A 12,482-nucleotide genomic window follows, 5' to 3' on the forward strand; every position below is an offset into this window, starting at 1 on the left:
TATGGACACACTCAATCTCATCGAGGCAGCGCACTTTCTGAGAATGCATGCAGAGGAGTTGCGACGCCGCACGAAATTGGGACAAATTCCTGGTGCCAAAGTAGGTAAATGTTGGGTCTATATAAGACAAGATCTCGCTGAATACGTGCGCTCGTTATATCCTCAACCTCGGCAAGCGTTGCAAGTGACACAGAAAAAGGATGAACTATGTCGCTCTATAAACGCGGTAGTACGTGGTGGATCAGCTTCACCACACCTTCAGGAGAGCGAGTTAGACGCTCTGCTGAAACAGAAGTCAAAGCTGAAGCGCAGGAGCTGCACGACAAGCTAAAAGCTGAAGGATGGCGTGTATTGAAGTTAGGGGATAAGCCGAAACGGACTTGGGACGAGGCTGCTTACAAATGGTTAATGGAAACCCGGCACAAAAAGTCGCATCTCGACGACGTGTGCAGAATTAAATGGTTTCAGCAACATTTGAGGGGGCGTTTGCTTGATGAGATAACGCGGGATGTGGTTGCTAACATCGCGGAACTCAAGAGTATTGAAACCAGTCCAGCAACGGCAAATCGATTTCTGGCCTTAATTCGCGCAATTTTACGCCGTGCGGCATTTGATTGGGAGTGGATTGACAAACCACCGGTCATCAGAATGTATCAGGTTCAAAAGATCCGAATACGTTATCTGACTCCGATCCAAGCAAACGCGCTTTTAAGTGAGTTGCCCGAGCATTTAGCAGATATGACTAGGTTTTCACTGGCAACCGGATTACGAAGATCTAACGTTACTCGCATGGAATGGTCGCAGGTTGACCTGGCCCGACGAGTAGCCTGGATTCACGGTGATCAGGCAAAAGGTGGAAAGCCCATTCATATATCGCTCAATGAAACAGCGTTAAAAGTATTGACCAAACAGATTGGCAAACACAACTTGTATGTTTTTACGTACAAAGGTAAGCCAGTCATACAGGTGAATACGAAAGCGTGGCGGCTTGCGCTAGTGCGTGCGGGAATTGAGAATTTTCGGTGGCACGATTTACGGCATACCTGGGCGAGCTGGTTGACGCAGCAAGGCGTACCGTTGAACGTGATTCAGGAAATGGGTGCCTGGGAATCACCAGAGATGGTGAGACGCTATGCGCATTTGGCACCGGAACAGTTCGCGACACACGCTCGGGTGGTGGACAATCTGCTGAATGACACAATTTTGTCACAGCAGAAATAAGTAGACCGTCGGCCCAAGATGCGAACCATTTATCTCCTTTTGTGTAGCGAACGTACTTAGCGACGACTAATTGGTTTTTTGATCGATAGGTTTGGGATCGAGCACTTGAGAACTTGGGGTGGTCTCTTCAGTTTTTTCAAGTTTTGTCTGGTAGGAAAGAATTAGCATCAGAATTGATGCACCTAAGTACAGGCATTTTGTCTCTAGATTTTTCTCAGCGAAGATGCAAATAAAAAGTAAAGATCCACTGTTACAAAGGACAGATGATATTTCGTCTAAAACCAATTTCGCGGATGAGAGTGAATTCTTGCTTTCGATCTTATTTTGATTCTCTTCGGCGGCTAAATGAATGAACATTAGGTAACCGAAGGCTATTGCACCTGCAGCCAGTATCATATATATCGACTGACTATCGACCAGCTCAGGCAAATTCCTTACATGACTGTTATGTAAGTTCAAAACAAACGTTAGAAATCCAAATATCGACCAGATAAGGAGATTGATGCCAATCTGATTGAGTGCCCGAGGCTTTCTGATGAATTTTGTACCCATGTCATTTTATTGAATTTATATAAAACCATAGTTTCACAAAAAAATTCGCTCTTGACAATAAGTTACGTAAAGAGTGTCGTTTATAATCTTATAATAGGAATTCGCCATCTTTTGATAATCCTTTAAGATGGTTAAGCAATGAGCGGAGTTTGAAGAAGAGCGCCTTATTCGTTAAGAATATTTTCGCATAAGAAATTCATAAGACTGTTCCAGTTTAAGGCTATTTTGACGCAATCCAATAGTCGGAACAGATTTCTAATATATGTAAAACTAGGCTAGCCCGCTCAAACTTGTAATGTCACGACGCTTTGTAACGTAATTTATAGAGGAAATTTGATGATACTGTACAAGTACATGCCGACGGATCGGTTTTTTAATAACTTTAAATTGCGATTTACACCAGCTAACGATTTAAACGACCCTAGAGAACTTGTGCCAGAAATTCGGTTAAGAAATGCCCATGACTATATGAGCGACATCACAAATCGAAATTTTACTAGCGCTTATTTTAAACTATTGTTTGAGCATCCTGAATTTTCGGTTGAAGAGGCATTCGCAAGGTGTGTCGCGGCAGCGAAGCAAATTGAAGGCAATTTCGATCCAGTCGCTAAGGCACAAGAAATCTTTGATAGGTTTATGCGGGTGACAAACACTCATGTCGGCGTATTGTCTTTGACGGAATCTCCCGATAACGAGTTAATGTGGGCACACTATGCTGCAAGTAATTCTGGTTTCGCTATCGGCTTTGATTCTGAAAATCCATTTTTTCAACCACAACCTGGGGAGCCAAAAACGTGTGGCGAGTTAATGAATGTGATCTATTCTGATACAAGACCTGTCGTGTTTGTTGATCCAGGAAAGCTTGAAATACCGAAGGAAATTTTTTTTACTAAAACCACAAAGTGGAGTTATGAGCGCGAATGGAGAATGATTAAATACCTAGATCCTGCGCACGAAGTGGCGTTGCCTGAAGGTAAAATAATTCATCTTTTTGAAGTCCCGACCAATGCGCTAGTAGAGGTTATTTTCGGTACGAAAGCAACCTTAGACACCATTACCGAAATTAGAAAAAAACTTCTTTTATTGCAACCTAATGTCAGCTTTAAGCGAATGAAATTTGAATACTCAAAAGGTGTCGTAATTGAGGACATTTGATCTGTCTCATCCTAAATATGTGTGGCTTTATCCGCAAGCATTGCTTGCCGCATTTATCCATTCGCCATATTTTACAGAATAGAAAAAATGATATTAAATTGCCGCAATCAGATTAATCAGTGCAATTCCTGGAAATGCATTTGCCATTTTTAAATAAGGTCACAAAGCAAATTATTATCGGCTGCTATTTTAGAAACCAGAGGCAATTGAATGATTAAGACAGCAGTAGAGCTGCACAAGTTTCTTGTGCAGAATGAGAGCTTTGATTTTAGACCGGAAGGTCGGGATCTGGGTCTTTATAACGCGATCAAACTGGAACTTGCCCTTCCTCCTGGCGAATTCCTTAAGGCGATGGACGAGAATAACGTTAGTGCCGAGCGATATCTCCACGCATTGCTTGACGCAGCTAAACCATTGTCACAAATGTATTTAGAGATTTTGGCTTACTGCGAAAAGGCTAATTTTTTGCAATCGAAAAATGGCGCGAAAGTTGAATGGTCAATAAAATCTAATGGGGATGATATTGATTTCATGATCGAAAAATTCCGCTGTTATAGTGGTGTTGTAAATACGATTTCCAAGTTTGAGGCGGCCATGGGAGATACTAAAAATGAAGTGATGAACTGGCTTGCCCATGATGTTTTCGCTCCATTCAATTCTGGGTTAACAAATACGAGCCTGAATTGGCAAAACGTCGAAATGTTTAAAATTCTTGAAGAGGCAAGGGTGAGCTATCAGGGGTGTTTTCCAAATCTTTGGCAAGGGCTGAATAGACTCTATCTCGGAGGAGAACGTATTTCAAGCGACCGAGCGATGGAGAGAATGGTCACAGATCATTTGGGTTACCACGCGATGTTGAAAAAGGTTAAAACCGTATTTGACAGCAGACGAATTGAAAATTTGGCTCGCGATTTTGTTCAACTCCCGTTCTGGAAATTTCGATGGCAGGTCTACGAAATCTGGGGAGTTACCAAAACGCTCGTGGAATTTGAAAAATGTGGATTCAAACTCGTATCCAGCTCCAATGGTCATGCATTGGCTGAGTTGGGCCAGACGGTGATACTTGCCACGAATCTAAGTTCGGAATATGCGTTGGTCTATCAACCCCGTTATACAAATAGGACTGGCATGTCAGTCCATCCGGACCTTGTAGTGGCTGAAAATGTGAAAGTTGAACCTGCCGGTGCAGCGCCTGAAAACGTGATCATTGAGCCTGTCGATGTAGCGCTGATAGTTGAAAGCAAGCAACGCGTTGGGTTGACCGATAAACACGTCAGCGAAGTTTTTGATAAATATTCAAGTGGCGTAGAAGAAGATGGTGGACAGGTCGTTATCATCAATTATGACAATGTGTCGGCTTGCACAGCTATTGATGAAAGTAAAAAGAAGTTGATCCAGGACGTTCATCCAACTGGTGTTGGTGAAAGTAAATTTGTGAGCTGCCTTCACAATTCAAATATATTTCAGAAACTTGTAAATGAAATTTGGTATGTCGACATATCGATGAGTATGAACGAGCTGATTGGAAATAAACTCCGTGGATTTTTGGAATTACGCCGAGCAAAATTTGAACAATTTGGGCGGTTTAACCTTTTTGGTTTTGCGGAAAAAGTCGATCAAAAATTGCCTTCGAACCTTATTGGAAATGTCGAGATGTCGAACGACCCTGAAGAAGAAAACTGGGAAGGTAAAGGCATAAGGGAATTGTTCAAACATATAAAGAGTGAATTGAGCAATAACCCTAGAGCCAAAATTCGTGTTATTTCTGACATCGCTAGTGGCACCTTTGAGTCTTTGGGGGCCGGTTTCAACTTTTTTAGTGAAATTGAATTTGTTAATCCAACAGGGACTGTACCAAGCGACATGCATGAAATTTGGCCTTTAAAAAGTCAGGTAGACTCATAGCATTCTCCTGAGCTAAAGTGGCGCTGTACGCTTTCAATCCATGTGTCAGATTTGTGCCAACACACAATTTGACTAATAATTACCGCCCTTTGATGACATTGGTTTTAACACTTGGCAAGCGTTGTAAGTGATTGATTGATATAAATAAAGTTAATTCCAGTACTGACTCATAATGCTGGGGTCGGTGGTTCAAATCCACCTATCCCACCATGAACATGTTCTAGATAGTACAGGAACGTACAGAAACCCGCACTTCTCACTATGAGGATGCGGGTTTTTTGTTTGATATCGTCCGATGTTATCCATTTATATCTAAGGTTTTTACATCCCTACTTTCATCAATGGATGCATGCCAACCTCCCTGAATGAAAAATGCCTAAACTTGCCACCCCGCTGAACGGTATCCAGCTCAAACGTGCCAGACCAAAGGGTAATACTTATACATTGGCTGATGGTGGGAGGGATGTATCTTGAGGTCGCTCCGACCGGTTCAAAAATATGGTGAATGCGTTACCGTTAACCCGACGGTAAAAACACACGTTTGCCGTTCGGTGCCTACCCGGAAGTATCGCTTTCCGGATGGACGTAAGAAGCGCATGGATGCAAAAAAACAAAAACGGATGGAACCGAGCCTGCGCAAGCGAAACGAATTGAAAGAAATAACAAGTACTGCCAACCCGAATACATTCGAAGCGGTAGCGCGTGAGTGGCATGCTAATAAGATGGACACGTGGGGGAAACTAACTGCAGACATGTTCTGAGCCGTTTATAGAAAGACATTTTTCAGTTAATCGGAAGGATGCCGATTACTGACGTCAAAGCGCCAATCATGCTCGATGTATTGCGGCAAATCGAAAAACGTGGCGCCTTAGATATGGCGAGGCGCCAGGGCCTGGTCTGTGGCCAAATATTCCGCTACGCCATTGCAGTCGATAGAAACTGAAGTAGACCCTATCCCCAGCCTGCGAGGTGCGCTCAAGCCAGGTGCAAAAGGTCACCAGCCATCACGGCGGACGGTCTACCCGAGTTTATCCGTGCATACGAGCAGATCGACGGCCGAATGTACCCACCGACCAGAATTATGTTCCGGCCAATGATGTTGATCTTCGTGCGCACCAGCGAATTGACGATAACGGAATGGAAAGAAATCGACCTCGAAAAGGAAGATTGGCTAATTCCGTGGCAACGCATAACGATGGAAAAAAAGAAGCTGAGCCCACGCAAAGTAGACGATCACGTATTTTTTGCCAATTCAAGGTTGTATTTTATTAAGAGAACTCCACCAATACACAGGCAATAACAAGTATCTCTTTTACAACCTGCGCGATCCTCAGAAGCGTGCAACTAATTTCGGTATATTGGCAGCTATCAAGCGCATGGGATACAGCGGCGCAATGACCGGACACGGCTTCAGATTGCTTGCCATGGGCGTGATTAAGGGGCGCTTGGGCTATCGTCACGAGGCCGTTGACCGTCAGCTATCACATGCTTCAGGAGATACCTACGGCGAGGCCTATGACCGTGCAATGTTTCTTGATAAGCGCAAGGTGATGATGCAGAAGTATGTGGATTCTCCTGAGACTGTGGCAGGCGGGAAGGTCATTGCTCGAAAGTTTGGGCGGGTGGGCTGATGCGTTAGTGCATGCGTTGTTTCGTCATAGCAAAACGGCAGGGCAAGGCATTATATTAAAACCAAACCTCGGAATAGTATCAACGAATGTACACAGTCTTTACCAGAATACAGATAAAAAAACCCTTATATTTAATGTGACCCGTACCGCTTATCCAGACCGCAACCACTATAAAGATTCGATTGCGAGTTAATGCGCTTGGCTGCAACTAGTCAAAATAACGTGCTTTACCAATAACCTTGCATCACGGTTTCGGACATGACATCAGGAAGACTTTTTGCGTGGCTGCTGGATTTTGACGGTGTGCCCGACAATCTGGCCGCTATCGTTGATGCTCCAGGTTCCGATGCAAAAAGCCTGCTCCGGGCAGGCTCGGACTGAACGTAAAAAACGTTTATGCGTTGTTAATGCCTGATTTGCGACGTGCCACTGCGAAACCAAAAATTCCCAAAGCCAGCAATGCAATAGATCCCGGTTCAGGTACATTGGCTGTGGCATTACCTGGCGTGAACGTGAAATTTTGAAAAGTCACAAAACCAAGCGATTCGTCAAGGCGTGTCAGGTTCGTGAAGCCCGTTAAGGAAAATGTTTCGATACCAACACTATAGCCTGGCACTGTGAAACTCTTGCTGATGGTAGAGCCGTCAATCTTTGTGCCGAGAAAGGTCACGACTGACGCAGGATCAGCGTTGTTGAACATTGAAAATTGTTCCGACGTGAAGTCAAAGCTATTAAAGCCGGAGCCAGCGGTGTTCTTGACGGTAAGCGTTGACGGATAACCATATGGACCAGCAAAATTATTTTGAACAATATTCGGTCCAACAAATCCGAGAGAATCGGTAAAAGTCATCCCATCCTGCGTATACGTTTTAACCGTCCCAAATGTGCTTCCAAGACCTGCGAAATCGATCACATTTGCATTTGCATTTGCAAGTGCAGCCAGTAGACCTACGGCCGAAAATGCTACAGCAGCAGCGGAAGACCAAGAATTAAGAATTTTCATTTTTTTCCCAAGGAATGATTAAAGAATAATTCTAAATAAGCAACAATCATGCCCAAAAAAAACTTCTTTAATATCAATGACTTAAAAAAATATAATTTTTACGCCTCGTAATATGTAAAATTTGCTGACAACTGATATCGGTGTCGGTAGCCGGCGGCGACCTCCCCGGCACTGGCACTCGTAGCGCAAAAAATGGGCGAGAAATCTCATCCTGTAAGCAAAATTGCTGAGAATGTATCATCGCTGTAATTCGGTCGATGGCGCAGCGCAATTGTCGTTGCATTTTTGCAGCAGTGTAGTCAATTAAGGGCTAGCCTCCATTCCGGATCGATAAGCGTAGTACCTCAAAAAAATAGTTACACTACGCGTATTAATATGTGATTGTTATTCCGTCTGTTCGCGCTAACGCGATTTTGAACCAGGCTGCCGGAATTCATTGCCGCAGCTGCTCGCATGGAAAATAGTTTCCCCACTGCTGGATTTTGATGGTTGAAGATGGGTCAGTGAAGGTCGGCAGCCTGGGTCAAAATCGCGTCAGTGCCAACACTATAGAATATACAAAGTCCCGCTTAAGCGAGAGTGGACAGCGGGCAGCGGACAGTGAAAGAAATACCGCTGCAGAAGAATCCACGCGAGCTGCCGGTGAATCTCAATCGAGGAGGTAACTCACTTCCTCGATTGCGTCGGCAGCCAGAAGCACCGCTGCATTTTGATGTTATGCGTATCGGGGCAACGGGTGGCCAAACAGGGTATTGAGTCACCGTTCCGCGCCTGCAAAGCCCGCCAGACATAATCGCTTGTTATACTAATATCCCGGATACGACCGCCTGCAACGACCAGCGCGCTTCTACCCTGGTTCCACTATTCAGACCCGATTGAATCCAAAAATTACCAGCAGACGACTCTACCCGTTCACGCATGCTTTTTAATCCCAATCCCCCCTGATTCGCAGTGGAAAAATCGAGTGGATTGGAATCAAAACCTTTACCGTTATCACGGATGATCAAACGCATATTGGCGTGCTCCACGTGCAGAGAGACGGTTACCTCGGATGCCTGTGCATGCTTGGCGACATTATTTAATGCCTCCTGAATAATGCGGAAAATGTCCAATTTCAGCACTTCCGGGACTTCCGCTTCAATCACATCCAGATCAAGATTCAGGCGCACGTCGTGATATGCTTTTTTGTAAATGCGGCAATGCCATTGAATCGTCGGAATCAGGCCCAAATCGTCTAGGCTACTAGGACGCAATTCAATCGAGATACGCCTGACTTCATTCATTGCTTCTCGCAACCGTACCACCGTCTCATCAAGAATTTTCGCGCCCTCGTCCGGCTTTCCGCTTTTTACCTGTCGCGCGGCATCTTCGATCATAAACTTTATCATTGCCAACACTTGTCCAATGCCGTCATGCAATTCGGAAGAGACACGTTTCAGCTCGAGTTCGTGGGCTGCAATTAAACGATTCGAAAATTGTTGAAGTTTTGGTTCTGATCGATCCAAAGTTTGCAGTAAAGCGTTGCGATTGTTTTTTTCAGTGAGCACCAGCAACATAGAACGCGTGATGCCATCAGAATGTTCAATCGACTGGGGCACGATAGTGAGTGTACTTTTGCGACCGCTACGGCCTTTAAAAAGGATCTCAAACGATTCGAGCTTGCCAGACTTCAGCGGAAAGGTCAGTACTTGATCAAGCCCCCCTTGACCATTTTCTACTAAATGCGTCAGCAAGGTATCCTGTAGTTCTTCTACCTTAAATCCCAGCATTGCCGCCGCTATCTCGTTGATGCTCAGTATCTTGCTTTGGCTATCCACAATCAGCGAGGCTATCCCGATCAGCTCAGTTAGCTCACCAAACTGTGACTTCGACAACTCCAGCTCGCTACACATCCTGCGCATGGTCATCATCACTTGCTGCAGCTTTAACATTATTGTCTCCTTGCGAGCCTAGGAACCTACTTCGTGAACCGTATTCATTGCGAATAATAAGATTTCCGACTATCAACATACGGACGCGGTTACGTAGCTTTTTTTCCATCATACATTGCGCATCATAGTCGTTACCGCGATCCTGCATTCCTGGTCAGTCGCGGCCATTTATTTCTTCAGCGGCAGCAAAGCGCTATTCAGCGTTTGGCACCGCAGGCAATGCGTTAGGATTTGTAGTTCCCTTTGGTTGTCTTGGCGGAGTAAGGAATGGTGAAGTCGCTTTGCTCGTCGCCGTTCTTTTCGACGGGGCTTGCCCGACCGTACCGGCCGGTGCGGCCTCGCTTCCGCTATCTGCGCTGCATGCACTCACAGCAAGCATAATAAGCAAAACCAAGGGGAATAATAATGGATCCACTTTGCACCGTACAATCGCCACAATCAATCTCCATTTCCATGTTCCTACCTAAGCCTAAAGCTGACACGTTAGGTTAAGGGCCAGACGTCACAGCGGGCGCAGAAAAAAGGGCATCGCTCAATACAGGATTGAGCATGACATGGTCAATCACTATGCGCTCAGTGGTACGCGTCCCGCCGATCGCGGTGTCCAGCACATGGGGGATCTGAAGCCCGTGTACTTTCTTGTAACCGGAAAAATAGGTCTCTACCGGCCAAACTGATCCCCCTACCATCCGGGTGCCGTCAATTTTGGTATCGAGAAAGGTGTCGGCATCAATCCAGAGATGCCGCACCTGACCGTCGCGCAATGTTAAGGCGAGGCGATAGTTATTACGTCCGTCCACCAATTCGAGGCCTTCGAGGAGCACTTTAGTCCCTTTTGCCGCGCTATCCATCAGCGGACCATCCAGATCCTGTTGCGTCGCCGCCGCGTGCGCAGTCTGCGGTGCGTATTTCACCGCTACAGCCCCGCTAGATGTAGGCATCACCGTCCATCCTTGCATCCCATCGAAAACCTGAATCGCTGTCGACCCATGGTATTGAATTTCCAAATACATCTTATGCGGGCGCTGCATATGCAGGGTGAAGGGCACACTCCGGTCGCGCGCCCCGCCGCCAATGGTTGAATGGGCACCCGAACGCGGTTTGTGGATTCCATTGATGGTGCTAAGCTGGACCTGCTCCATCCGGCCGACCTCACTTAAACCTGTAACCGCATGCCATGCGTCAATGCCGCCGCGCGCGGCACCATTGCGGGCGATGATTTGGGCGACAGTGAGTGTCTGTACTTGCGGATTTTCAGCAGAGGATCCTTGTTGAACCGGAGCGATCGCATGGGCTGTGAGGGCGATTGTCAGCATCGCCATCCCCGTAATAAGCATGGTCAGCAGCAATCCGGTGTGCAAGATGGACAAACCGAAGATACGGGCGGCCCCGCGATCGCGCATCCCCTCCTCGTCGGAGCATATTGACATTAAGCGCCCTGAGTTTTTCATATCTTCTCCTCTGCCGTTGCGGCGATTCGGTGTTTTGAAGGCCTGTACTGAGAACGTCAAATGACACTGATTTGAACATTCTTACCTTTTTCTGTTGAGACAGTTTTACGGTTTTGCGAACCGTGTATCCGGAAGATCCGCGTTGATCACTACTTTCTCCACGACTATTCGTTCAGCATCCTTCAGCCCGACACCATGGGTTTCCATCTTGAAGGGAATCATCACGCCGTCGATGCGGCGGTAATCGCTAAGTAGCGTCGTCATCGCACGCGAACGACCACCGACATCCCTGATACCATCGACCTTGACATCCAGGAACGTCGCAGCATCCACCCATACCCGACGCACATCTCCATCGCGTAACGCCACCCTGAGTTTATAAGCGCGTACCCCATTTACGCTATCCATACCTTCCATGCGGATTTGACTGCCCTTGGCGGCGGCATTAATCAGCAGACCGTCTAGCTCCTGTTGGGAAGCGGCAATTTTTATCTCCGCAGGGGTGAACGATTCGACCGTCGTGCGTCCCATGAAAGGCCGAACCTTCCATCCTGCGCTACCGTCGTAGACCTGAATCGCGGTATCGCCAGCGAAGTCAAGCTCCAGCCGACTTTTACGCGGTCGCTTCAACTCCAGCCGAAACGGCAAAGCAATCACCTCCTCTGGCTTTACGGGCGTTTCAGCGATCATCATGCGGCGCTGACCAGGGCGCAGATTCGACGGACCCGTTGAGTAGCTATCAACCGTGCCGGGAGGAGTGGGATGGGTCCGCCCAGCATCGATCTTACCTACAAAGGAAATCGAACGAATAGCACCCCAAGCGGTTGCTCCACCCCGCGCCACGACATTCTTATCGACAACTTGTGCTGCACCCAACGGTGGGGTTTCTGCCCGCGCAGCCGAGGTCAGGAAAACTATCACGCCCAAACACACGCATAATTTTGAGGGAATGGAAAGACGATAGTGGTTGTTCATAATGTGCTTTTCCTTTTCATCCAATATTATTCCGACCCAGCTATTCGACCACCAGGTCGTCCGCATGGAACGCGCCAACCGCAATATTTACCCGGTTACCGCGCCGCACCACTTGACTGGCATTTCCAAAAATAATGAAATAATCCCGCCCAGCCACCAACGACGACACTTGTCGCAGCTCACCGACATTTTCCATTGCCGGAACCGCCAGCATCGCGCCGCTCGGTTTGTCGGTCAAATACGGTTTGGCTTGATGATCGAGCAGCAACCTCGCCTTTTCCGGGTCCGTAACCTGGTATTTAAATTGCAGCATCCAATTGGAAGAAACCAGCCGCACGCCCGTTACGTTAATACCCCACATTCGCTCCATTTGCGGGTTGTGGTTGATGCGCCAGGCGTGCGCGGCATTGCGCGGATCTTCCTGGCTATCAGCGTAAGCTCCGTTGCAGAACCCAAGGATGGCTAGCAAGATGAAGGGACCGACAATGCTACGAACGGCATAGTGCCGGCTGTCCGTTATAAGGGACGCGCCACTTTCCCCACGCACCCTACCAGCAACGCGCGACCAGCCTGAAACCTCCCTGTGCAGCGCTGTATATTTTTGCTCATTCATGCGATCCCCTTGGCTGCTTATTGCCTGCTTATTGCCTGCTTATTG

The 12,482-nt window shown here is 46.9% G+C and carries 13 protein-coding genes; 7 read left to right on the plus strand and 6 right to left on the minus strand.

The window, feature by feature from the left end:
• Position 1 precedes the first annotated feature (1 nt).
• On the plus strand, positions 2-331 hold the full coding sequence (locus tag RGU75_RS23920) for a helix-turn-helix domain-containing protein (RefSeq protein WP_416186776.1): 330 nt from the start codon (positions 2-4) through the stop codon (positions 329-331).
• On the plus strand, positions 241-1,221 hold the full coding sequence (locus tag RGU75_RS02345; RefSeq protein WP_416186844.1) for a tyrosine-type recombinase/integrase: 981 nt from the start codon (positions 241-243) through the stop codon (positions 1,219-1,221). The genes RGU75_RS23920 and RGU75_RS02345 overlap by 91 nt, the downstream gene beginning before the upstream one ends.
• Before the next feature lie 66 nt (positions 1,222-1,287).
• On the opposite strand, the gene RGU75_RS02350 is transcribed toward RGU75_RS02345, so the two are convergent.
• Positions 1,288-1,773: a hypothetical protein gene (locus tag RGU75_RS02350; protein ID WP_322232637.1), complete on the minus strand. Its 486-nt coding sequence runs from the start codon at positions 1,771-1,773 to the stop codon at positions 1,288-1,290.
• Positions 1,774-2,109: 336 nt separating this feature from the next.
• On the opposite strand from RGU75_RS02350, the gene RGU75_RS02355 reads away from it, so the two are divergent.
• The 5 genes from RGU75_RS02355 to RGU75_RS02370 all read left to right on the plus strand — a co-directional run bounded on the left by RGU75_RS02355 (position 2,110) and on the right by RGU75_RS02370 (position 6,845).
• Positions 2,110-2,928, plus strand: coding sequence for a DUF2971 domain-containing protein (locus RGU75_RS02355; protein ID WP_322232638.1), 819 nt, complete (start codon positions 2,110-2,112; stop codon positions 2,926-2,928).
• A gap of 210 nt (positions 2,929-3,138) precedes the next feature.
• Positions 3,139-4,833: a hypothetical protein gene (locus RGU75_RS02360; RefSeq protein ID WP_322232639.1), complete on the plus strand. Its 1,695-nt coding sequence runs from the start codon at positions 3,139-3,141 to the stop codon at positions 4,831-4,833.
• A gap of 829 nt (positions 4,834-5,662) precedes the next feature.
• A complete protein-coding gene (locus tag RGU75_RS23925) occupies positions 5,663-5,776 on the plus strand; it encodes a phage integrase central domain-containing protein (protein WP_416186845.1) in 114 nt (37 codons plus the stop codon).
• A gap of 301 nt (positions 5,777-6,077) precedes the next feature.
• A complete protein-coding gene (locus RGU75_RS02365) occupies positions 6,078-6,464 on the plus strand; it encodes a hypothetical protein (RefSeq protein ID WP_322232640.1) in 387 nt (128 codons plus the stop codon).
• Positions 6,465-6,722: 258 nt separating this feature from the next.
• Entirely contained in the window at positions 6,723-6,845 is a 123-nt protein-coding gene (locus RGU75_RS02370) for a hypothetical protein (protein ID WP_322232641.1), read from the plus strand.
• Between the two features lie 13 nt (positions 6,846-6,858).
• Here RGU75_RS02370 and RGU75_RS02375 read toward each other — a convergent pair whose 3' ends face one another.
• The 5 genes from RGU75_RS02375 to RGU75_RS02395 form a co-directional block, all read right to left on the minus strand.
• Entirely contained in the window at positions 6,859-7,467 is a 609-nt protein-coding gene (locus tag RGU75_RS02375) for a PEP-CTERM sorting domain-containing protein (protein ID WP_322232642.1), read from the minus strand.
• 800 nt (positions 7,468-8,267) lie between these two features.
• Positions 8,268-9,398, minus strand: a complete 1,131-nt coding sequence (locus tag RGU75_RS02380) for an ATP-binding protein (protein WP_322232643.1) — start codon at positions 9,396-9,398, stop codon at positions 8,268-8,270.
• 488 nt (positions 9,399-9,886) lie between these two features.
• Positions 9,887-10,849: an outer membrane lipoprotein-sorting protein gene (locus tag RGU75_RS02385; protein WP_322232644.1), complete on the minus strand. Its 963-nt coding sequence runs from the start codon at positions 10,847-10,849 to the stop codon at positions 9,887-9,889.
• A gap of 105 nt (positions 10,850-10,954) precedes the next feature.
• Positions 10,955-11,824 (minus strand): outer membrane lipoprotein-sorting protein, encoded by an 870-nt coding sequence (locus tag RGU75_RS02390; protein ID WP_322232645.1) that lies wholly within the window; start codon positions 11,822-11,824, stop codon positions 10,955-10,957.
• Positions 11,825-11,864: 40 nt separating this feature from the next.
• A complete protein-coding gene (locus tag RGU75_RS02395; RefSeq protein WP_322232646.1) occupies positions 11,865-12,437 on the minus strand; it encodes a hypothetical protein in 573 nt (190 codons plus the stop codon).
• Positions 12,438-12,482 lie beyond the last annotated feature (45 nt).

The organism is Glaciimonas sp. CA11.2, assembly GCF_034314045.1.
In the GTDB taxonomy this organism is placed as follows: Bacteria; Pseudomonadota; Gammaproteobacteria; order Burkholderiales; family Burkholderiaceae_D; genus Glaciimonas.